The 22,163-nt window shown below is 49.2% G+C and carries 18 protein-coding genes and 1 other RNA gene; 3 read left to right on the top strand and 16 right to left on the bottom strand.

What is annotated here, in order from left to right; translation table 11 throughout:
- The first annotated feature begins 101 nt into the window (after nt 1-101).
- Nucleotides 102-680 carry a helix-turn-helix domain-containing protein gene (locus BM200_RS22370; protein ID WP_175532971.1) on the top strand — a complete coding sequence of 193 codons (579 nt, stop codon included), beginning with the start codon at nt 102-104 and terminating at the stop codon, nt 678-680.
- Between the two features lie 8 nt (nt 681-688).
- On the opposite strand, the gene helD is transcribed toward BM200_RS22370, so the two are convergent.
- Entirely contained in the window at nt 689-3,013 is a 2,325-nt protein-coding gene (gene helD / locus BM200_RS22365) for an RNA polymerase recycling motor HelD (protein ID WP_091188876.1), read from the bottom strand.
- Between the two features lie 296 nt (nt 3,014-3,309).
- Here helD and BM200_RS22360 point away from each other — a divergent pair, with 296 nt between their 5' ends.
- Nucleotides 3,310-4,011: a queuosine precursor transporter gene (locus BM200_RS22360; protein ID WP_091188875.1), complete on the top strand. Its 702-nt coding sequence runs from the start codon at nt 3,310-3,312 to the stop codon at nt 4,009-4,011.
- 28 nt (nt 4,012-4,039) lie between these two features.
- On the opposite strand, the gene BM200_RS22355 is transcribed toward BM200_RS22360, so the two are convergent.
- From BM200_RS22355 to BM200_RS22335, 5 genes are all read right to left on the bottom strand, one after another.
- Nucleotides 4,040-6,301 (bottom strand): alpha/beta hydrolase family protein, encoded by a 2,262-nt coding sequence (locus tag BM200_RS22355; RefSeq protein ID WP_091188874.1) that lies wholly within the window; start codon nt 6,299-6,301, stop codon nt 4,040-4,042.
- Nucleotides 6,286-7,080 (bottom strand): ABC transporter ATP-binding protein, encoded by a 795-nt coding sequence (locus BM200_RS22350; RefSeq protein ID WP_091188873.1) that lies wholly within the window; start codon nt 7,078-7,080, stop codon nt 6,286-6,288. Before BM200_RS22350 ends, BM200_RS22355 begins: the two co-directional genes overlap by 16 nt.
- A gap of 181 nt (nt 7,081-7,261) precedes the next feature.
- On the bottom strand, nt 7,262-7,708 hold the full coding sequence (locus BM200_RS22345) for a hypothetical protein (protein ID WP_091188872.1): 447 nt from the start codon (nt 7,706-7,708) through the stop codon (nt 7,262-7,264).
- A gap of 6 nt (nt 7,709-7,714) precedes the next feature.
- Nucleotides 7,715-7,921, bottom strand: coding sequence for a DUF1540 domain-containing protein (locus BM200_RS22340; RefSeq protein ID WP_091188871.1), 207 nt, complete (start codon nt 7,919-7,921; stop codon nt 7,715-7,717).
- 55 nt (nt 7,922-7,976) lie between these two features.
- On the bottom strand, nt 7,977-8,477 hold the full coding sequence (locus BM200_RS22335) for a YpuI family protein (RefSeq protein WP_091188870.1): 501 nt from the start codon (nt 8,475-8,477) through the stop codon (nt 7,977-7,979).
- A 189-nt stretch (nt 8,478-8,666) separates the two neighbouring features.
- On the opposite strand from BM200_RS22335, the gene BM200_RS22330 reads away from it, so the two are divergent.
- Entirely contained in the window at nt 8,667-10,529 is a 1,863-nt protein-coding gene (locus BM200_RS22330; protein WP_091188869.1) for a S8 family peptidase, read from the top strand.
- 799 nt (nt 10,530-11,328) lie between these two features.
- Here BM200_RS22330 and rnpB read toward each other — a convergent pair.
- The 10 genes from rnpB to glyQ all read right to left on the bottom strand — a co-directional run bounded on the left by rnpB (nt 11,329) and on the right by glyQ (nt 22,034).
- An RNA gene (gene rnpB / locus BM200_RS22325) (RNase P RNA component class A) lies at nt 11,329-11,735 on the bottom strand.
- 64 nt (nt 11,736-11,799) lie between these two features.
- The gene (locus BM200_RS22320; RefSeq protein WP_091188868.1) at nt 11,800-12,921 is read right to left on the bottom strand and encodes a Nif3-like dinuclear metal center hexameric protein; all 1,122 of its coding nucleotides are present in this window, start codon (nt 12,919-12,921) and stop codon (nt 11,800-11,802) included.
- Nucleotides 12,888-13,676, bottom strand: a complete 789-nt coding sequence (locus BM200_RS22315; protein ID WP_091188867.1) for a tRNA (adenine(22)-N(1))-methyltransferase — start codon at nt 13,674-13,676, stop codon at nt 12,888-12,890. Before BM200_RS22315 ends, BM200_RS22320 begins: the two co-directional genes overlap by 34 nt.
- Entirely contained in the window at nt 13,676-14,515 is an 840-nt protein-coding gene (locus BM200_RS22310; protein ID WP_091188866.1) for a hypothetical protein, read from the bottom strand. Before BM200_RS22310 ends, BM200_RS22315 begins: the two co-directional genes overlap by 1 nt.
- A gap of 97 nt (nt 14,516-14,612) precedes the next feature.
- Nucleotides 14,613-15,743, bottom strand: a complete 1,131-nt coding sequence (gene rpoD, locus BM200_RS22305; protein ID WP_091188865.1) for an RNA polymerase sigma factor RpoD — start codon at nt 15,741-15,743, stop codon at nt 14,613-14,615.
- Nucleotides 15,744-15,774: 31 nt separating this feature from the next.
- Nucleotides 15,775-17,613, bottom strand: a complete 1,839-nt coding sequence (dnaG, locus tag BM200_RS22300; protein WP_091188864.1) for a DNA primase — start codon at nt 17,611-17,613, stop codon at nt 15,775-15,777.
- 41 nt (nt 17,614-17,654) lie between these two features.
- Complete coding sequence (locus BM200_RS22295; protein ID WP_091188863.1) at nt 17,655-18,125, bottom strand: YaiI/YqxD family protein; 471 nt, start codon at nt 18,123-18,125, stop codon at nt 17,655-17,657.
- Between the two features lie 86 nt (nt 18,126-18,211).
- Nucleotides 18,212-19,024 carry a pyruvate, water dikinase regulatory protein gene (locus tag BM200_RS22290; protein ID WP_091188862.1) on the bottom strand — a complete coding sequence of 271 codons (813 nt, stop codon included), beginning with the start codon at nt 19,022-19,024 and terminating at the stop codon, nt 18,212-18,214.
- 48 nt (nt 19,025-19,072) lie between these two features.
- Nucleotides 19,073-21,154, bottom strand: a complete 2,082-nt coding sequence (gene glyS, locus BM200_RS22285) for a glycine--tRNA ligase subunit beta (protein WP_091188861.1) — start codon at nt 21,152-21,154, stop codon at nt 19,073-19,075.
- Complete coding sequence (gene glyQ, locus BM200_RS22280; RefSeq protein ID WP_091188860.1) at nt 21,147-22,034, bottom strand: glycine--tRNA ligase subunit alpha; 888 nt, start codon at nt 22,032-22,034, stop codon at nt 21,147-21,149. Before glyQ ends, glyS begins: the two co-directional genes overlap by 8 nt.
- Nucleotides 22,035-22,163 lie beyond the last annotated feature (129 nt).

Below are 22,163 nucleotides of genomic sequence, written 5' to 3'. Positions count from 1 at the left end.
CGATTTTGTTAAATCTAGTAAATCTATTGTATAGAGACATGCTTACGGCTTATACTCGATTTTGTACATTGGCGTGCTTGGAATTAAGGAGGAAACGTTTATTGCCAGCGTTCTATCACATCTTTCAAATACTGGACCAACCGATGATGCTAGTTAGAGTGACAAAAGAAACAACGACCATACACGAAACGAACGAGGCCTTCTGCAGGCTTTCCGGATATAAACAGGAGCAGCTCAAGTCTGCTTCGCTTGATCTGTTGATTAACAGCCATTTGCCATGTGATAGCGGTCAGCATTTCACGCAGGAGACTGTTCTGACTACCTTCAAACAAGATGAGATTCCCGTACATGTGGAGTTCAGGACATTGACGGTAACCGATCACGATGATGCCAACTATGCCTTGATTATCTTCGAGGACAAGAGCGAATTTGCCCTGGATGAGCCATTAACAGCCATTAACCAAGTCCATGATTCCGCCAAACGATTAAAAATGTGGATGGCCAAACGGGATATCAGCGCAAATCAGATGGCATCCGCCACAAATATATCCATGCAAACTATTTCCAAGCTGCGTAATGGACATATAAAAAAGCCCAGCCGGTTGACGGCTGAGCTGATTGCTGCTGAACTGCAGGTCGCAGTCAGCGATATCTGGCCGGAAGTACGAAACGGCCGGTAATCGCTGACTTATTTTTTGGCTAGAGCTTGCGATAAGAACGGTGTTGGCTCTGAGAGATAATACACATGCAGCTCGTGCATCGCGCGGGTGCAGGCTGTATAAAACAGCTTGCGCTCGCTTTCTTGCTTGTATACCCGGCTCGAGGCGTTATACAGGATAACCGCATCAAACTCCACGCCTTTGGCCAGATAGGAAGGAATGACGACGGTGCCGTTCTCGAAGGTTACCGTCTCCTTCTCAATAAGCCGCATCCCCGGACATCCCGCTTCCAGCGCCTCAAATGCCGTCCGGCTTTCTTCCGCTGTCTTGCAGATCACCGCTATCGAATTGGCACCCTCTTCTTGAAGAAGACGGATACGCCCTGCAATCAAAGCATGCAATTCATCTTCGTCAGCGGCAGCCGTTATGGTTGGCTCGTCGCCATCACGATTAAACGGCACAATCCGACTTCCGCCCTCGATCATTTTACTTGTGAATTCGACAATCTGCTTCGTGGAGCGGTAGCTTCGAGTGAGTACAATGGTCTCCGTCTCATCCTTGCTGTATAGGTCCCCAAGCGGATCAAATCCGTTCCCCAATGCCGCGTGCGCAAAAATCGACTGATTCAGATCCCCAAGGGCTGTCATCTTCGCCATTGGAAAAACTCTCTTCATATAATGGAACTGGAACGGGGAATAATCCTGCGCTTCATCAATAAACAAATGCCTCACCGACGTGTTCATTTGGAAGCCTTCCACCAAATCCTTCATATATAAGTACGGCGTTGCATCTTCATAAGTAAGCACTCCGCGGTTAAGCTGTTCCAATGTAAGCCTGCGAATGGCTTCCCAATCGGACCGGCGGTCTTCGACAAACCATGACGCTTGTTCCTTCTCGTACAATCGACGGTATAAGGTCTGCGTGTCGACAAATCTCAGCTTTTTCACGCGGCTCCGCAAACGTTTGAACCGCTCCTGCACGATCATGGTAGCCAGCATATCTTTCTCACGGCCAAAATCATCAAAGGAGTCCGAAGTATAACGTTCCTTCCGGCGCAATTCATTAAAGGCGTGGATGTATTCTTCTTTATCAAGGAGCTCCATCTCATCTTCCACCCACTGCTTCTTACGTTCTTCCTTGCTTAAACGGGTCAGCTCTTTGAGAAGCCATTCGGCCACCATCTTAAGCCGGTTTGGAATGGTATAGGTCCTAGCCAGGCTGTAAAAATGCTGCTCGATCGCTTCTGCCGTGATTAGCTTCCTGCCTCTGAACTTGATCGATTTAAACAATAAGCCTGATTCGCCGAGCGTTTCCACATAGTTCTCAACAACCTTCATGAAGGATGCGCCCGACTTATGTCGAATAGAAGCGATGCGTGTCTCATAGTCGGGATCATCCATGCTGCCAAGCGTATACTCCATCTGAGCAAAAGGGTCCTCCAGCGCAAACGATTGCCCGATGCGATGCTCCAGATATTGCTGGTAGGTCGTCTGCTGCATATTTTGCTCGCCCAGCTCCGGAAGAACGGTTGCCACGTAGCTGTTGAACATCGGGTTCGGCGAGAACAAGACGATCTGGTCGGCCTGCAGCGATCCCCGGTAGCGGTATAGAAGGTACGCCACACGCTGCAGAGCCGCAGATGTTTTGCCGCTTCCGGCTGCTCCTTGCACAATCAGCAGTCTCGCCCGTTCATTACGGATTATCTGGTTCTGCTCGCGCTGAATTGTTGCTACAATACTCTTCATTTGCGCATCCGACTGCTTGCCCAGTACCTCCTGAAGCAGCTCGTCACCGATGGTAACGCCTGTGTCAAACATACTGATGATCTGGCCTCGGCGAATGACATATTGGCGCTTGAGCGTCATCTCGCCGGTAATCGATCCGGAAGGCGTTACATATTTGGCTGGACCAGGCGAGTAATCATAATAAAGACTGGAAACAGGCGCCCGCCAATCATAAACCAAATAATTCGAACCGCTCTCATCCAGCATAGAACCGATCCCGAGATAGATCTGTTCTTCCTCCGAGGTTCCTTCTTCTATAAAATCGACACGCCCGAAATAAGGGGTTTGCTCCAGCTTCCGCAGCAGCTTGACCTGCTGCACGGCATGCCTGTGGCTGTGCTCGCGTTCAGCAAGTACTTCAGCCTGCTGCTTCAAGCTCGCGGCCGACTCTGCAGACTCAGCCGCATCCTCGAAATTCAGCGTGACATCATCCCAGAAATTTTTCCGGATATCAACGATATCTTCCCTCATGCCGCTTGAGGTTTGCAGCAGCTTTCCCAGCTGCTCACGAATGAGCCGCATCATACGGTCCACTCGTTTTTGCTCTTCCATACGCTGCTCGTCCTGCATGACTTATCCTCTCCTTCAAGCGTAAACGGCTGCACCACCATTGGAGGCACAACCTAAGTTTCGCTGGCGAAATATAAACACAATATAGAGAAAAATAGTTGTAAAATGGTCGTTTTCCCATTGTAACAAAATCTGCCTGTCAAGGTGAAGGGGTGTCACCGTCCCAAAATCGTATTGATCCGCTGAAAGCGAACGATTATAATATCAAAGGCAGAAAATCTATCATACACCCTGCGCATGCGGGCTGCAAGTTCTCTCACCGCGCATACGGTTTAGGAAGTCCAACAGGAGGCACTATGTTTAATTTGTGGTTTGGCGCGCTATTTATGCTCGTCCATTTTACGTTATTTTTAATCTCATACCGGCTGTTTGGCCGTGTGGGCATTTACGCATGGATCGGGATGGCGACTGTTCTGGCTAATGTTCAAGTCGTCAAAACCGTCGAGATGCCCTTTGATATCGTCATTACACTTGGTAATACGATGTACGGCACCATCTATCTCGCATCCGATCTACTGAACGAAAAGTATGGCGAGCGTTCCGCAAAAAAAGCGGTGTGGTTCGGTTTCTTTACCCTTATCGCTTCAACGATTATTATGCAGATGGCACTCGTCTTCCGGCCGGATCCTTCAGAGCTTGCCCACGACACCAATGATGCTCTGCATACGATCTTCGGGCTTATGCCGCAAATTGCTCTGGGCAGCCTATGTGCTTACTTTGTGAGCCAGTTCCTGGACGTGCGGATTTATTCGATTCTTAAACGGGTGTTTCCTGCACCGGGACAGCTGTGGATCCGCAATAACGGCAGTACAGTTGTAAGCCAGTTCGTAGATACGCTCATTTTCTGTACGATTGCGTTTGCCGGCACACTGGAAGGAAGCCTATGGATTTCCGTCTTCCTCTCGACGTACGTCATTAAATTTATCGTTTCCGTCTGCTCTACCCCATTCCTGTACGCGGCAAGACGGTTTACGTTCAAAGATGAACAAGAGGATTAGAAAGGGCTCCCTTGCCGGGAGCCCTTCTTTATTGCGATATGCCGATATCATCCAGCATGATTTTACCCGGACCACCGATAAAGCGGAACGTAATCTGGCTGACGGATATCGTTTTATTATTGACTGCCTGAGCGAAATCTTTCAGCGGTATCCGGAAGGTCTGGAATACCGATTCCGTATTATGCTTGTATTTCCCGCTCTTAATCGTCTTCTCGAGCCAAGGAATAAGAGTATAGGTCGTCAAGAACGGCTTCTGTACAGACATATACCGATCGAGCGGAAGTATGATAGCATCGCCAGTTGACGACGTTAACTCGATCTGAATTTCCGGTGAAGTCACCTGATGATCAGGATCCAGCTGCGATGACAAATTCGCGAGGGAAAAAGCAAACATGCGATTCGCCTCTGCAGCCTCTGCTAGCGAAAACGGCTGAGCCAAGGACAACGTGTAAGAGCTGTCCTCCAGCCATTCGATCTGAGCGCCTACGGTTCCCTTGTTATTATGATCACGGTCTTTCACATCATGCTCGTCCCATGATTTCAGATTATCGGCTTCAAGCTTTCCGCCTTGAGGAAGTGTTGTCTTGATGCGGTCCTCATCAAAGCGCGCAATCATATGAAAGGACGAATCCTCATATCGCGTCACATAAGCCGTGGAATCCGGAAGCCAACCAAGACCTGTACGGTAATCCTGCAGCAGCGGAATATAATCCGTCTTCCGATGAAGCGTTGATTCAAGAAATGCGGCTACATACACTTTTGCAGCCTGCTGCTGTTCAGCCGCCTTCATCATCCCGCGCTGGCTGAGAAACAATCCGCCTGGCGGACGCTCATCCATCATTCCCCATTCCGTATTAAACCGGCTGTGATTCGCCTCCGACAAATACACGGATGCTTTCATGTAGCCGGAATCGGGCGTAAAGCTTGTCCGGATATATTGCCGGTCCCCGTAAAAGTCATTCACGTCTCCATCACGTGCTCCCTGCAGGACCAGATAATTGACATCTGTCAGCTTCGCTGTCTTGCTGTCAATGGTTTTGTCCGTTGGAGCAAGGGCAATAACCGTTTGGATCTGAACTTGGGTTTTGTTCAGGCTGTCAAGCGTTTGATCGTCGGCAAACCAAGTGTTCTGGTCTGCTGCCATCGCAACGGCCTGTCCGCCCCGGGAGTGCCCGATCAGAGCAATATTGGAGAAATCGACCCGGTTATAAAAAGCATTATCCGGCATCTCGCTAAAGGATTGAATCTGCTGAATATGCTTGAGCAGCATCCAGGCTCTGACCTTGAAATCATTATCCGGAATACCCGACCAAGTCGAGTAATTCAAGAAGTTCTCATCCACGGAGATCGCAATATATCCGCGGCTTGCAAGCAGCTCGCCCAAATAATCATAGCCGGCATCCGAGAAGTCTTCCATTAAGTGATTGCCGTGTACCATCAGCACGAGCGGGAACGGACCATTCCCTTCAGGCATCCACACCCGGCCGTTTAGAGGCAGATTATCTTCATCAAATCCCCAGAACTTCTCTTTCATCCAATACCAGTGTTTCATGTATTCGGAAGCATCAACCGACTTCGAGATCAGCTCTGCGTCTTCCCCATAATCATCACGCTGTTTATCGGACCCGCTTCCATAATTGAAGAAATGGTAGCCGTAATCGCCTGGCTCGCCTGGATTCTCGGCATCGATAACAGCGGGAGCCCCTGCTTCCTCCGCACCGGCGAATACCGTAGCCGCTTCTCCGCCGCCCGACGGCTCCACGATCCAGATGAAGGTTCCGGACACCAGCATAACGGCAAGAACCATACCCGATAGGATGCGTACACGGCTTCGGCTGAACCAGCCGATCAGCACGCCGGCTATAGCTCCAATGGCTGTAAAAATAACAGCACATATGGCCGAGTTCCAGATCTCAAAATCTGAATAATACAAAATATAATAGCATTCGAATCCGACATACAGCAAAAAGCCGGCAAACAACCGCGGAACCGGTACATACAGCAGCGATAAAATGATCGCTATTAGCTGCGAGGCCAACAGCAAGGCCAATGCATTAGCCAGCACAAAAGCACCAATGTCAACGGCTGTTCCAAATCCCGTCGGCATTCCTAATGCGGCTGTCGTAATCGCGGCAGAGCCAAACAGCAGAAGGCCTGCAGCACCGGAACGCCAGAGCGGTCCGTCATATTCAAGACGCCTTGCGAGTCGAAAGCGAAGCCAGTTGAAAAATCTTTTTTGACGCGGCTCCTGTTCCGGCTGAAGCTGCGGCTGGACTAATTCGAGTTCCATAGCGACTCCGATTCCTTAACGAACAGCCAGTTCCGTCCGTCACGGCGCTCAATGTCCACCGGAACGTCAAAAAACCGGCTCATTCGCTCAGAGGTCAACACTTCATTTGTTGCTCCCGCCGCAAATACTTCGCCCTGCTTGATCAGAAGCGTATGGCTGAAGCAAGGCAGTATTTCCTCCACATGATGCGTGACATATATAATTGTAGGTCCTTCTTTTGCAACCTTATGAATCATGGATAACAGTTGTTCTCTCGCAAAGACATCAAGTCCGGTGCAAGGCTCGTCCAGGATAAGCAGCTTAGGCTTTGCCATAAGTGCTCTTGCAATCAAGACGCGCTGCCGTTCACCCTGCGACATGGTGTCGTACGTACGACTTGCCAGGTAAGAACAGCCCAGATTGGCCAGCAACTCCAATGCTTGAACGCTGTCCTCTTCATTTGTATGATCATAGAGACCGATTGTGGCGAACTTTCCGCTTAAAACGATGTTGATGGCCGTTTCGCTTCCATACAGCTTCTGCTGCAGGGAAGTGCTGACCCAGCCGATGCTTTTGCGAAGCTCGCGCAAATCGTATTCGCCGAATTTCTTGCCCAGAACAGAAATCTGTCCGCCGGTTGGCCATATATAGCCGTTAATCATATTCAGAAGTGTTGTTTTACCGGATCCGTTCAAGCCCAGCAAGCACCAATGCTCGTTTGGCTGAACCTGCCAATTGATCTCGCTCAGAACCTGCTTGTCCCCACGTTCCCAGCTAGCCTGCCTAATATCAATAATCATCGGTTGTTCCCCTCCCATACATCTATAAATTATAGGTAAAATCGGGCAGAGCGGCAATCCAAAGTTATTGACAATCCTTTTGTAAGTGCCCACAGCAGGGTAAATCTGTTGGATCAAACCAATATTATGTATCTATAACAAAAAAAAGCCTCAGCGGCGTAATTGCCGCCAAGGCTTTGACTCAGGTTACCGCGTAATAAAACGGAACAATGACTAACGAAAGTAATACAGCGATAAGGCCAATTGCCATTGCCCATCCGCCAAGCGCTCTTGCTCCCTGGCGATATGCAATGAAGCCAAGTACAGCTGAAGTGATGCCAAGTACAACCGGCCATAAAAACCAGGATGCGGCAGCAAATACTAGTGCAACCCAGCCAAGGGCTGTTCCTCCGGCCTCTACATCTTCTGCTGCTTCTTCAATGCTTTGTTCTCTTGGTACATAGGAGACGGGACTTCCTACAGCGAAATCCGCTGCCATTTCTTCATGGACGTTATTGACGTTATTTTCATTGGCCCATTCTTCCACTTTACCGCCGTTCAAATCCGGCATCGCATTTGGTGCCGATACTTCATATTGCGGATAATCGTTCTTATGACGATCCGTGATTTTTACGCCTCTTTGATCCATTCCCCGTCACTCCTTCGGTTTAAAAGTGTGGCAGCAGGTAGCGGATGATTCCGTCGCTTGGTCCTGATGGTAAAGCCCAAGATCGTCAGCTGCAAATTCTTCATTGAAGTCAGCATGCTGATCAATATCAATGGAAATGGCATCGGCGTTGCAATTGTTGCCTTCTTTCCAGAAGGTACAGTTCGATACGCTGCAGGATACACCTTTCGGCATAAAAAAAATCACCTCCGTTATCAAGTTTCCCTGATCGAAAGTGATTCATTCCGTCCTATTTTTGCCCCTGCATACGGCGCTGGGTCATGTAATCATTCTCATAATAAGCCAATTCATCGCGCAGCTCTTCGTAGATCTTGGACACGCTAAGAACGATGTCACGCGCTTCACGTACTGGCTTAAAGCGGAAGCGGATTGCGTCTTGTCCGGTATAAGCATAACGGCCGTCTTCCGAGTAACATTCATTCTTCGGATAGAAGAAGGCATTCACGCACTGATGATATACATCGTACAAGGCGCGTTCAGCAAAGTCGTTATCGAAATTTGGTCTTCTGAGCAATACTCCCAGTTTCTCAACCGAGACTTCGGAGAAGACCAACAAATGTCTCAAATCAGACAAAAGGCCTTTGTAAAACGTTTGTGCTTCATCTCCAGTTTCTTCGCCGATTAATTGGTTCAGCGAATACTGGTTAAGAAACGATTCCAATTGATTAATTGCATCTTTTAACTTTGTACGCGATGTTTCACTAAGCGACTTCGCATTGGTCGATGGCATATAGGTAGTTCCCCTTTCTTCTACTACAACAAAAAAAACTAAGGCACCGACAATATGATACCACAAATTACATTGGTTTGGTACTGGCGTTTCAGACATTGTTCCGCGCATATTTTCAGCCTAACGATGTGCAACCTATCCAGTAGTGTGACAACTACGCTGGCTTAGCAACGGAGGGACGAAGGAACAATGAACGCAAAAAAATGGATTGGTCTTTGTGCCATTATAGCACTGGTAGCCATTGTTGTACCCGGTACACGTTATATCTTCAATGACCGGAAAGCTCCTGAATCAGAGGTGAGAAACTTCTCGGCAGAACAGGAAAAAACACTTAAAGTGAAAACCTTAAATAAAGATATGGATGCCACCGCCCTGCTCTGCTCAACCGAATGCAGCAAAGAATTCCATAAACTCATGAACAGCGGTGTAAAAGCCCATACGCTGAAGGCGCAATCCGATAAGGTTACCCACATGATGAATATGCACAAGCATATGGCCTATATCAGCTGGCTTAATGGAAACCGGAGTGTAGATCGTGGAGCCCTTCCGGATAAAACAGCAGCTCAGTATGTTGCCGATGCCAAAGCAAAGGTGAAGGCGGGTCAATCTTATCAGTCCAAGCCGTTCATGAGCGAAACCGGCAGCCGGTACATGGTGCTTGGAGTCCCAAGCGGGAAAAAGAATGGCATTGGCGTCGTAGGTGTCATTAATCAGGATATTGTCATGCAGGTTGAACGTCATCAGAAACGGAACTTGCGGCTTGTACCTTATCCGGCGGAAGGCAATTACCGGATTGAATCGGTTGATCCTAATTCCAATCGCGAGACAACCGTCCATAACGGCGAAGACAATGGCAATGCCAGCCATTATCACGTCAGGGATGTGGTTGTACATTTTCAGGATAAGCTGACTAACCAGCAATTAGACCAAATTAAGCAAAAAATCAACGCGCAGCACATTCAACGGATTGGTGACACTTACGTATTCCGTTCCAAGGACATGGATGCAGACAAAATGGTTCATTATTTCCAAAAGTCCTGGAAAACCGAATACGTTGAGCCGCACTACCTGTACCTGACCAACGAAACAGCAGATGACAATGCTGACATCATCACTCCTAACGATGCTCTTTACTCCCAGTATCAATGGAATCTGCCTTCTATCGAAACCGAAAAAGGCTGGGGCTTATCGAAAGGCAATGAGAAAGTAATCGTGGCTATCCTGGACACTGGCGTGCAGGCCGATCACCCTGATCTGCAGGGTAAACTGATGGATGGCACAAACATTGTAGATACCGATGCCGCTCCTAATGACGATGTTGGTCATGGTACCCATGTCGCAGGCATTATTGGAGCTTCGGTTAACAATGGCGAAGGTGTGGCAGGCATCTCCTGGTACAACAAGCTTATGCCGGTAAAGGTTCTGGATAGCAGCGGTGCAGGCTCTACCTATTCAGTTGCCCAAGGGATTATATGGGCGACAGACCACGGTGCCAAAGTTATTAATATGAGCCTTGGCAACTATGCGCAGGCGGAGTTCCTTCACGACGCTATTAAGTATGCATACGATCATGATGTGGTGTTGGTTGCAGCCAGCGGCAACGATAATACGGACCGTCCCGGCTATCCGGCCGCATACCCGGAAGTATTCGCAGTCGCTGCTACTGACTCCGGCAACAACAAAGCTTCGTTCTCCAACTACGGGGATTATATCGACGTTGCGGCGCCAGGAGACAGCATTGCAAGCACCTATCCGGGCAGCCAATACGCAGCCTTGTCGGGCACGTCAATGGCCAGCCCGCATGTCGCGGCATTAGCAGGCTTGATCCGTTCGATCAATCCTGACCTGAACAACGAGGAAGTCATGGAGATTATGCGCAAGTCCTCCATTGATCTGGGCAACAAAGGCAAGGACAATTATTTCGGCTACGGCCTGATCGACGTGGACAAAGCTCTGAAGGCAGCATCGAACTACACATCCGCCCTTCAGAACTTCCCAAGCCAAACCGAGCGCCGCTTGGAGGCGATCAGCCGGAAATATAACGCGGGCTAACACGAAGGACGCTCAGATTAGATCTCCCGCCGTTCATTTAATAATTAAAGTAAAGCATCCTCTGGCAATTGCCGAGGATGCTTTTGCTTTATTGGCGAGACAAAAACTACTGCTTTCTGCTCACCTTGCACGAAATACATTATAATGTGCCGATGTTAGCTCGTATTCGGAGTTATATTGCACGAAATGCACCATAAGTTGCTTAAATAGTCTATTTGAGGCCATTTCGGTCTGATATCCTGCATTTCGTGCAATGTATCTACCCTTCCCTGGCTAATTCCCTCAATTTTCCTGCATTACGTGCAGTGGGGGCAGTACTGACCGAGCGGCGAAACTGCGCGATGTATACAAGCATCATAATTGGCATAGGTCAAAGGATGCTTGCTTGTTGTTATTGCGATTGGCGCCAGAGGAGCCGAAAGGTGTATCTCTTTTCGTCGCCTTTGTCGGAACGACAACAGCGGCCGAAAGAGATATCCTGCCTCGACGATCGACAGCGATACGTTAGCTGCACCAAGCGGCGGAGCCACGCGAGGTATCCCTCGGTTAGAGGACATAAATAAGCATCCTTGGCAAGAGCCAGGGATGCTTATTTGTTGTGATGTGAAGGAAAGAGTGATGTTGGCGCCAAAGGAGCGGTAAGGGTATCTCTTTCGGTCGCCTTTGTCGGTACGACAACAGCGACCGAAAGAGATACCCGCCCCCGACGACCACTGCCAACCAACCACCTTGAACTTTCCGAAACGAAACAACAAAAAGCCTCCCGGCGAATGCCAGGAGGCGTAATTTGTTGTCCGTTGCGGAAAGTTTGCCGTAAGCCGGGTTCTGTACTTCCAAGTGGTCATAACGGGAACGACCCTCCCACGACGAAGCGACAATCATCTATCTAGGCCATCCATTGCTGAACAGCTCAAGCAACCAACCCGAACGAGCCTCGGGCTAAGGCTGCAGCTCGAAGCTGCTACGTTCTCTCGGTCTTGCTCCAAGTGGGGTTTACCAGGAATATAGTCACCTATACTCCTCGTGGTCTCTTACACCACGGTTCCACCCTTGCCTGTGCACGGCATAAGCCGGCCATCGGCGGTCCATTTCTGTGGCACTATCCTTCAGCTCGCGCTGACTGGACGTTATCCAGCACCCTGCCCTGTGGAGCCCGGACTTTCCTCTCGCGGCAACAAGGCCGCCAGCGATTGTCTGTCAAACTTTCCGATGCACGACTAAGTATACAAGGAATTTTACAAAAGCTCAACCTGTTTTATAGAACCAAATACTACACAAAACGGAAAGGCTCCGTATTGATGGAGGAATAAACAGCTTTTGTCTCATACTTCCGATCCAAAAACTGCTGATTTAGCCAATCCGCTACACGCTGCTTCATAATTTTCTCGACGTTGTGGCCGGGATCGATGATCGACAGTCCATCCGCCAAAGCATCATGCGCGGTGTGATAGTCAACATCCCCTGTAATCAATACATCTGCGCCGGCAAATTGAGCATGACGGGTATAACGCCCGCCGGAGCCGCCTAATACGGCGGCCTTCTTCAAGATCCGGTTCGGATCGCCAACAAGCCGGACATAAGGCACTTCGAATACTTCTTTCACCTTTTCGGCCAATTCCCCGAGAGTTACAGGTGTCTCCAACTTGCCGCTGCGGCCAAGTCCAAACGAACGGCCCTTCAAATCCACAGCGTACAAATCATAAGCAACCTCTTCATAAGGATGCGCCTTCAGCATAGCCTGCACCACTTTACGGTGAACGCTATGCGGAACAATCGTTTCAATACGAACTTCCTTCGCTTTCTCCAATTGCCCAGGCTTACCTATAAAAGGATTCGTTCCTTCGCCAGGCAGGAAGGTACCCGTTCCTTCAATATTAAAGCTGCAGTGGCTATAATCACCGATATGACCTGCACCCGCCTGGAACATCGCCTGAAGCACCTTCTCATGATGGTCCTCCGGTACAAATACGACAAGCTTATACAGCTTATCGGTATGCACTTCCTCCAGGCATTGCCGCCCCTCGGTCTTGATCCCGACTAGGTCGGCCATCCAATCATTAATGCCGCCATCGGCTACATCCAGATTGGTATGCGAAATGTAGACCGCAATATCATTCTTAATAAGCTTCTCGTACAGCCTGCCTGCTGGAGTTGCCGTATCGAGCTTCGCTAAAGGTCGATAAATAATCGCGTGATGCGCAATAATAAGCTCGGCTCCTGCAGCAATCGCTTCATTAACAACCTCATCGGTAACATCGAGTGCTACGACGACTTTGCGGACTTCCTTATTTAAAGTACCGAGCTGAAGCCCGATCTTATCATTCTCAACCGCATAATGCTTCGGCGCAAGCTGCTCCATTATTTGGATGACGGTTTGCCCGTTTGCAAACATTGAAGCACCTCCTCGATCACATTCATTTCTTCAACGAATTGCTGCTTTTTCTGCTCCGCCTGTTCCAGATCCGATTGGGACATCTGAGCAACAATTCGGCCCAGCTTATCAAGCTCAAACCGCCATTTTTTGAAAAAGACTTCTTTTGGCGCGCGAAGCAGATGCGGCCCCATCTTCTCCAAGATGGAGGCTCCTTTATCCTGATGTACAGACAGCATAAGGAAAGAAGGATCGTACACCTCAGCATTACGCTCCTTTACTTCCGCTTCATCATACTTGAAGGCATGCAGCACTTCATAAATTTTGTCGTCTTCCTCCAGAATGGTCTCTTCTGCGAGGAACCAGCCACGCTTAAACAGCCAGCCTCGTACGAACTCTTCGCCAACATTAGGCTGAAGCACAAGCTCCTTCACCCCATCCAGCTTGCCGGCTAAAAATCCCTCTTCCAGAATGCCGCTCATCAAGCTGCCGCCCATACCGGCAATTGTAACGGTATCAGCTTCCCCCGGCTGGAGTACAGACAAGCCGTCTCCACGACGCACTTGAAGTTTGCTTGTCAGTCCTGCATCTGCTGCCTGTTTGCGCGCAGCCTCAAATGGGCCTGGATTCAGTTCGCCTGCAATCGCAGACGGAACGCGGCCCGATTGAATCAAATAGACCGGAAGCAAGGCATGATCGGAACCGATATCCGCTACACGCGAGCCCGGTGATACAAAATCTGCAATGGTCTGCAGACGTTTCGAAAGTTTCAACATTAAGCAACCCACACCATCCATTGTTTTCGCATAAAGAACAACAGTCCGCCGCCTGCAGCAATCTTCACTAGCAATTGCAGCTGCAGCTGCAGCATGACAGGTTCTTTCCATACAATCATTTCATACAACTCCGGCATGAACCATAAAATCGCACATACCGCGAATAAGACCATTGCCGACGGTTTGGACCAGCGATGCACGAACCAGCTCGCCCATCCGAACAGGATTGAGATCGGCATCCAATACAGCTGTGATTCATACCAAGCCGGTAAGCTCGTATATTCGGCCAACAGCCATGCATATACCATTATGCCCGCTAACCAGCCGCAAAGATGCAGCAGTTGAATTCTTGACGCAATTCCATATACAACCCAGAAAAGCGCGCAAAAGCCGAGCATTACTGCTTTCCAGCCCCAATCGGTCCAATCATTCTGCTTCAATATGTATAAGCCGGATCCAAGCATCAGCAGCATGCCCGTACCCGTAACGGCAAGCCCAGCAGCCTCATAACGGCGGCGAAGACGGGCGCCATACCATAGCAAACCGATGACGGCAACAGCCGAAACCCCAATTTGCAATAGCGGATGAAAAACGTTAAAATAAAGCACAACAAAGGAAATAAAGGTAAAAAATCCAAATGTAAGGAGCCAATGCTTGCCGGAAGCATGCTGAACGGCCATTACGGCTTTGGTTATCGAATGACTGGATTCACGTTTTGTTTCCTTATCATGATCCATGTACAAGTTAAGCAGAAAATCACAATATTGATCCGGCAGCAACTTGCTTCTGCTCCAGTGTTGAATTTCTCGGACGATAATCTGGCGTCGCTCTTCGTTCATATGCCTTATGTTGTCCTCTCAGGTAGGATGACAATTGGTCAATTGAGAAAAAAGACCTTGCTGCAAGAGCAGAAAGGTCGTTATTGGTAAAGCTATCTTATTCTAGGAAGTCTTTAAGCCGTTTGCTGCGGCTTGGGTGACGAAGCTTACGCAAGGCTTTCGCTTCAATCTGACGAATCCGTTCACGGGTTACGCCAAATACTTTGCCAACTTCTTCGAGCGTACGCGTACGTCCGTCGTCGAGGCCAAAGCGCAGGCGAAGAACATTTTCCTCACGCTCCGTCAATGTATCAAGCACATCTTCCAGCTGTTCCTTCAGCAGCTCATAAGCCGCTGCATCAGCAGGCGCCAGTGCCTCCTGGTCTTCAATAAAGTCGCCCAGATGCGAATCGTCTTCTTCACCGATTGGTGTTTCCAGCGACACAGGCTCTTGTGCGATCTTCATGATTTCTCTGACTTTATCGGTGCTGAGTTCCATCTCCGCCGCAATTTCCTCCGGGGTCGGTTCACGCCCGAGCTCTTGAAGGAGCTGTCTCGAGACACGAATGAGCTTGTTGATCGTTTCAACCATATGAACCGGGATACGGATCGTCCGCGCTTGGTCCGCAATGGCTCGCGTAATCGCCTGACGAATCCACCATGTTGCATACGTACTGAATTTAAAGCCCTTTTGATGGTCAAACTTCTCTACCGCTTTGATCAGACCCATGTTGCCTTCTTGAATCAAATCAAGGAACAGCATGCCACGGCCAACGTATCGTTTTGCAATACTGACAACGAGACGAAGGTTAGCTTCTGCAAGTCTCCGCTTGGCTTCCTCATCCCCGTTCTCAATCCGTCGCGCCAGTTCGATTTCATCATCCGCTGACAGGAGCGGAACACGACCAATTTCCTTCAAATACATCCGTACAGGGTCATTGATTTTGATCCCTGGCGGCAGTGCCAAGTCGTCGTCGAAGTTGAAATCATCCTGCTCACGTTCAGAATCCTCACCGCGGTTAAGCGGATCGCGATCCTCATCTCTTTCGTTTAGTACCTCAATTCCTAAATCATCCAGCTGTTCGAAAAATTCATCAATTTGCTCCGGATCTTGATCAAACGGGGATAATTTCTCCATAATCTCTTTATAAGTTAAGGAGGCTCTTTTCTTCCCCTGTTCAATCAATTGTTCCTTCACTAAATCGAGTTTTTGTTCGGCATCTAGTTCAGTATGCTGATCATTCGCCATATTCCGACTCCCTCCTCCCTAGAACCGATCGTCAAGTCGTTCCTTTTAGCTGTCTCTCTAGGGTTATAATCTCACTTAACATTTGCGCAGCGAGCAGATGATCTCCGGCGCGTTCCGCCTGCATCATTTCCTCTTTTTTTCGGTCGATTTCCCGGAACTTAGGAACCTTGATAATGTCCTGAATATCGGCTTCCAAAATGGCATCGTCAAAAGGAAAATCTCCGTCCATCATCAGAATGGCTGCAGCCGTCCTCTCCAGACGTTCGTCTTGGAGAGAGGCAATAAATCGCCCGGCATCCGGATCATAGCCCTGCGCATAAAATGCGTATAAATAAGCAGCAAGCGCTGCGTGATCCTCAATATTGAACGCGTCCCCCAGCTTGTCATGGACACTTAACGCCACATCTCTGTCGCGCATCATCACATGAAGCAGCCGCCGCTCTACATACGTATAAGCGGGCAACAGCACAGGAGGCCCCGATCTTCGGCGATTTTCATTCCTACCATTATTCCACGAATTGTCGTTATTATCCCTTCCGGGTTTCTTTTTTTGCAATTCTTGATGCTTAATATGACAATCCTGCTTCAATACTTCTAATGGGAAATTAAATTCGCGTGAAAGCTCCTGCAGATAAACTTCGCGTTCAATAGCGGAATCAAGCTCTGCCACAATTCCAGCGGCTTCAAGCAAGTAATTTTTCCGACCTTCTTCTTTTAGCAGTATATGGTTTTTTCTTGAATATATAAGCTTAAATTTTGTGGTGGTGGCAGGTTGGTCAATCACTTCACGAAGATATGCATCCGGACCGTATTCGGTAATATACTCATCCGGATCTTTACCTTTCGGCAGCATGGACACCATCACTCTAAGCCCTGCTCCTTCAAGCATCGGAATGGATTTCATGGCGGCAGCTTGTCCAGCATCATCACCGTCATAACAGACCACAATCTCTTCAGCCTGACGGGCAAGTATGGTACAGTGTTCCTCCGTCAATGCTGTTCCCATTGTGGCAATTCCATTCTTCACGCCCGCACTCCAAGATTTAATTACATCCATATACCCTTCGAATAAAACAACTTGCTTGCTCTTGCGGATGGCAGGTCGCGCATGATGCAGATTGTAAATCGTGCGGCTTTTCGTAAACAACATCGTTTCCGGCGAGTTCAAATATTTCGGCTGGCCTTCACCGATAATACGTCCCGCAAACGCTGTTACCTTGCCGTCCCGATCCCATATCGGAAACATGATTCGTCCCCGAAACCGGTCTACATATCCGCTTCCGTCAGACTTGGCAGATAGCAGCCCGCCTTTCTCCATTAAGGAGGGATCGTACTTTCGTGCGGACAAAAAGTTACTGAGTGTATCCCACTGCGTCGGTGCATAACCGATCATAAATTGATTGATCAGCTTATCACCAAACCCCCGTCCACGCAAATATTCTTTTGCTTCTGTGCCATACTGCGTGTTATTCAATAAATAATGGTAAAACTTTGCAGTAAGCTCATGCGCTTCAAGAATTGCGTTCCGATCCGCATCGGCTGCTGTCGGCTTAGCGCCGTCCGGATTGGCCCAAGTAACAGGTATACCGGCTTGTTCAGCCAGCTCGCGGACCGCTTCGGGAAAGGTATAACTTTCAATCTCTTCCACAAACCGGATAACATTTCCTGTCTTGCCGCAGCCGTAACAATGAAAAATCTGCAGTTCCGGCGTTACGGTAAACGAAGGAGTCTTCTCGGAATGGAAGGGACAAAGTCCTTTCATGTACTTGCCGTTCTTTGAAAGATGAACGTATTTGCTCACCGTATCTACGATGTCATGATGACGGCGTACCGCCTCAATAACGTCATCCGGTATTTTACCGTAGGTCATTGTCCATCACCTTCATCCTAATGACACGTAAATAATATTCGCTAAATGTCATGTTTCTCCTGCAAGTTTGCTAAAACTTTTGTCAACTTTTGTTGAAAACGCTCCCGATCGTCATTATTCATTGCTTTTGGGCCTTTCGTTTTGCCTCCTGCACGCCTTCGTTTCGCTGATTCATGACGCCGTTCCATCAAATAATCGATGTTCTCGTCCGAATACTCTTCACCGCGTGTAGACAAGACGACCGCACCTTTCCCGATCGCAATGCAAGCGAGACCAAAGTCCTGCGTAATCACAATATCGCCCTTGGTTATATGATTCACGATATACAAGTCGACCGATTGGCTGCTCCGGTCGACTTGCACAACCGAAACACCTTCCTGCGGCTCAAGCCGATGGTCATAGGAAGAGACCATGACTACCGGAACACGGAAACTGCGCGCGGCCCGAGCAATTTCGGTCTTAACGGGACAAGCGTCGCCGTCAACGACGATTGTCGGTTGCTTATGCTCCAATCACGCATCACCGCTCATTTTTTGTATATTTCAATTACCGTTACTATTATATACGGCAAGACTTCAAAAAAATCCTGCATTTTGGCTTAATCGCTGCGAAAATGCTCCATAATCAGACTTGCCGTCTCTTCTACCGCACGATGCGACACGTCGATAACGACACATCCGATTTGTTTCATAATCCCTTCCGCGTATTCAAGCTCCTTCAAGATCCGATCCTCCGCCGCATACGATGCGCTGTCGGGCAACCCTAACGCCTTCAGCCGTTCCTTCCGAATGGTGTTCAAATAAGGTACGCCAATCGTAAGGCCTATAATCCGCTCAACCGGAACATTAAACAGCTCTTTCGGCGCCTTGATTTCCGGGACAAGAGGAATGTTGGCCACCTTGTATTTTTGATGCGCCAGGTACATGGACAGCGGAGTCTTTGACGTCCGCGATACACCTATAAGGACGATGTCTGCTTTCAGCACCCCCGAAGGGTCTTTGGCATCATCATAACGCACCGCAAATTCGACAGCATCCACCTTGCGGAAATAATCCGCGTCAAGAACATGGTTAAGACCGGGTTCTTGACGCGAGTGACGGCCGGTCTGCCGTTCCAGGCTTTCGATGAGCGAGCCGAGCAGATCAATAGCTTCGACCTCATGCTCCCTGGCAAGATTCTTCATAGCCTCCCGCAGATGCGGGATGACCAGGGTATAGAGCACGATGGCACCGGACAGCTTGGCTTGCAAGACAAACCGTTCCAGCGTCGGAATATCCATAACAAACGGCGCGCGGCGGATGTCCGTCTGAACCGGATGGAATTGCGCAACAGCTGCCCTGACTACAAGCTCGCCGGTATCGCCTGCAGCGTCAGATACAACGTAAATAATCACTTCAGCTGAACCTGCCATAATCATCATCCTTTCTATGGATTGACGACAATGATACAACGATGAGTATTACCAAACCAGCTTCGAGAAGTCTGCGATTGCCGTAATATCATCCGCGATAAGCGCAAGTGATGCCAATCGGTTGCTGCGTACTGCGTCATCTTTAGCCATAACCATCACCGAATCGAAATAAGCATTGATGGCTTGCTTCAGCGACGACAAGTTAGCAAGTGCGGAAGCGATGTCTCCCTCGGCTATTGCTTTTGCAACTGCCGGATGGGCTTTTTGCCATTGCTCGTAGAGCGCGCCTTCAGCCGCTTCTTCGAACAGAGCCGAATTTACCGAACGCGATTCTGCTTTGGAAGCCAGATTGCATACCCGGTTAAACGCATCAATAGTAAGCTTAAACTCACTGCGTTCGTTTCCGGAAGCCAGTTCATTAATAAGCGCGGCACGTTCTACTGTAATACGCAGATCATTAAAGCCGGTTGCCATTACCGCATCAACGACGTCATAACGGTTAGCTTGCTCCGACAATACATTCTTCACACGAAGGGCGAAGAAGTCGTTCAGATCATTACGGATCTCTTCGCTGCTGCGTTTCATCCCGCGTGCTGCATGGACTTCAAGAGCTGCATCAAACAGATCGGTCAGCTTAAGATCAAGCCCTTGCGCCAGAATGATTTGGACGATACCCGAAGCCTGGCGGCGCAAGGCATAAGGGTCCTGTGAACCCGTCGGGATAATACCGATCGAGAAACAGCCAGCGATCGTGTCGATCTTGTCGGCAAGGCTGACGATCGCGCCCACAACGGATGCTGGCGCACGGTCACCTGCGAAACGCGGTTGATAATGCTCGTTAATGGCTTGCGCTACCGCTTCGCCTTCACCTGCTTTACGAGCGTAATCTTCACCCATAATACCTTGCAGTTCAGGGAACTCGTATACCATTTGAGTAACAAGGTCGAATTTGCAAATATCGGCTGCACGGCTTGCCGCTGCAGCGGTATCGGCATCAACACCAAGCTTCGAAGCAAGCAGATCGGCTGTCGCACGGATTCTTCTTACTTTGTCGGCAACTGTTCCGAGCTCTTCGTGGTAAACGATATTTTCAAGCTTCGCAAGCGCATCGTTAATGGCAAGCTTCTGATCTTCCTCGTAGAAGAACTTTGCGTCAGACAGACGTGCGCGAAGCACCTTCTCGTTACCTTTCGCCACGTTTTCGATCGAAGTCCGGTCGCCGTTACGAACCGTTACGAAGAACGGCTGCAGCTGGCCTTCCGCGTTCAACACCGGGAAGTAACGCTGATGCTCACGCATCGAAGTGATAAGAACCTCTTGAGGGATATTCAAAAAGGCAGGATCAAATGTTCCATATAATACGTTCGGATACTCGACCAGGAATAAGACCTCTTCGAGCAAATCTTCTTTAATCGCGATTTCCCAGCTCTTCTCTTTGGCAAGCTCCTGGATCTGACTCACGATAATCTGCTCGCGCTCTTCAACGTCAACAATGACATGCTGCTCGCGCAGACGCTCTTTATAATCCGAAGGGGAAGCCACAACAGTCTCTTCGCCAAGGAAGCGGTGGCCGCGGGATACATTACCGCTTTGCACATTCGTAATCTGAAGCGGAATAATATCTGTGCCAAACAGAGCGACGATCCATTTGATCGGGCGTACGAACTTCAGTTCATAGTTACCCCAGCGCATGTTTTTCGGGAAAGACATCGACGTAATCAGGTTAGTCAAACCTTCAGACAAGACAGATGCCGTTTCAGTACCAACGCTGCTTTTGTTCGCATAGACGTACTCTACGCCGCCAAGCTCCTGGAAAAAGAACTGCTCCGGCTCGACTCCTTGGCTGCGCGCGAAGCCAAGGGCAGCTTTGCTCCAGTTGCCTTGATCATCCAGGGCGATTTTGCGAGAGGGACCTTTAACCTGCTCATTTACGTCCTCTTGCTTCTCTGCCACGCCTTGTACATACAGGGCAAGACGGCGCGGAGTAGCGAATATTTCTACCGTTTCATAAGGAATGCGGGAGTCATCGAACCATTTGACTGCCTTCTCCTTCAATTGATTCATCGCACCGCGCACGAAACGTGCCGGTACTTCCTCAAGTCCAATCTCCAGCAACAAATCTTTAGCCATTGTTCTCCACTCCTTTCTTCAGAAGAGGGAATCCTAGACGTTCCCGTTCCTCCAGATAAGTCGCCGCGCAAGCACGAGCCAGGTTGCGAACGCGCATAATATAGCCCGTACGTTCGGTAACGCTTATCGCTCCGCGTGCATCAAGCAGGTTAAACGTATGGGAGCATTTCAATACGTAGTCATAAGCCGGGAACACGAGCTTATGCTCCATGGTTTTCTTCGCTTCCTCTTCATACATGTTGAACAATTGGAACAACATCGCGGAGTCAGACGTTTCAAACGTATATTTCGAATGTTCAAATTCCGGCTGCAGGAAGACATCGCCATACGATACGCCCTCTACCCACTCCAGATCAAACACGTTTTCTTTTTCCTGAATATACGAAGCCAGTCGTTCCATGCCGTAAGTAATTTCAACCGCAACCGGGTTCGCATCAATACCGCCGACTTGCTGGAAATACGTAAACTGTGTAATCTCCATGCCGTTCAGCCATACTTCCCAGCCAAGGCCCCATGCGCCAAGCGTTGGCGATTCCCAGTTATCTTCAACAAACCGGATATCATGATGCTTGGGATCGATACCAAGGCGCTTCAAGCTCTCCAAATATAGCTCCTGGATGTTGTCCGGGGAAGGCTTGAGAATAACCTGGAATTGGTGATGCTGGTACAACCGGTTCGGGTTCTCGCCGTAACGACCATCCGCAGGACGGCGCGATGGCTCTACATAAGCAACATTCCACGGCTCTGGGCCAATCGTACGGAGGAACGTCATCGGGTTCATCGTTCCCGCGCCTTTCTCTACATCGTACGGCTGTACAAGAATACAGTTTTGCTCTGCCCAGAATTGCTGCAAAGTCAATATCATGCCTTGAAAATTCATGACTTTTCTCGCTCCTTTATCATATAGTACGGCGGATCCGGAAACACCAAAAAGCTCCCGTCTCTACGCCTGCTGCCAGACGTAGGGACGAGAGCTGACTCCCGCGGTTCCACCCTACTTGATTTGCGC

The organism is Paenibacillus catalpae, assembly GCF_900112695.1.
Taxonomy (GTDB): domain Bacteria; phylum Bacillota; class Bacilli; order Paenibacillales; family Paenibacillaceae; genus Pristimantibacillus; species Pristimantibacillus catalpae.
Note: the sequence above shows the minus strand (reverse complement) of the source record. Positions and strands in the feature narration are given on the sequence as shown.

Excerpts from the sequence above, each read along its gene's own strand:
- BM200_RS22340 (WP_091188871.1), bottom strand. The coding sequence starts at position 7,921 with ATGCCGAAAGGTGTATCCTGCAGCGTATCGAACTGTACCTTCTGGAAA.
- rpoD (WP_091188865.1), bottom strand. The coding sequence starts at position 15,743 with ATGGCGAATGATCAGCATACTGAACTAGATGCCGAACAAAAACTCGAT.
- BM200_RS22310 (WP_091188866.1), bottom strand. The coding sequence starts at position 14,515 with ATGAACGAAGAGCGACGCCAGATTATCGTCCGAGAAATTCAACACTGG.
- BM200_RS22315 (WP_091188867.1), bottom strand. The coding sequence starts at position 13,676 with ATGTTGAAACTTTCGAAACGTCTGCAGACCATTGCAGATTTTGTATCA.
- BM200_RS22345 (WP_091188872.1), bottom strand. The coding sequence starts at position 7,708 with ATGGATCAAAGAGGCGTAAAAATCACGGATCGTCATAAGAACGATTAT.
- BM200_RS22335 (WP_091188870.1), bottom strand. The coding sequence starts at position 8,477 with ATGCCATCGACCAATGCGAAGTCGCTTAGTGAAACATCGCGTACAAAG.
- glyQ (WP_091188860.1), bottom strand. The coding sequence starts at position 22,034 with ATGAATTTTCAAGGCATGATATTGACTTTGCAGCAATTCTGGGCAGAG.
- helD (WP_091188876.1), bottom strand. The coding sequence starts at position 3,013 with ATGCAGGACGAGCAGCGTATGGAAGAGCAAAAACGAGTGGACCGTATG.
- glyS (WP_091188861.1), bottom strand. The coding sequence starts at position 21,154 with ATGGCTAAAGATTTGTTGCTGGAGATTGGACTTGAGGAAGTACCGGCA.
- BM200_RS22330 (WP_091188869.1), top strand. The coding sequence starts at position 8,667 with ATGAACGCAAAAAAATGGATTGGTCTTTGTGCCATTATAGCACTGGTA.
- dnaG (WP_091188864.1), bottom strand. The coding sequence starts at position 17,613 with ATGACCTACGGTAAAATACCGGATGACGTTATTGAGGCGGTACGCCGT.
- BM200_RS22320 (WP_091188868.1), bottom strand. The coding sequence starts at position 12,921 with ATGTTTGCAAACGGGCAAACCGTCATCCAAATAATGGAGCAGCTTGCG.
- BM200_RS22355 (WP_091188874.1), bottom strand. The coding sequence starts at position 6,301 with ATGGAACTCGAATTAGTCCAGCCGCAGCTTCAGCCGGAACAGGAGCCG.
- BM200_RS22360 (WP_091188875.1), top strand. The coding sequence starts at position 3,310 with ATGTTTAATTTGTGGTTTGGCGCGCTATTTATGCTCGTCCATTTTACG.
- BM200_RS22290 (WP_091188862.1), bottom strand. The coding sequence starts at position 19,024 with ATGGCAGGTTCAGCTGAAGTGATTATTTACGTTGTATCTGACGCTGCA.
- BM200_RS22350 (WP_091188873.1), bottom strand. The coding sequence starts at position 7,080 with ATGATTATTGATATTAGGCAGGCTAGCTGGGAACGTGGGGACAAGCAG.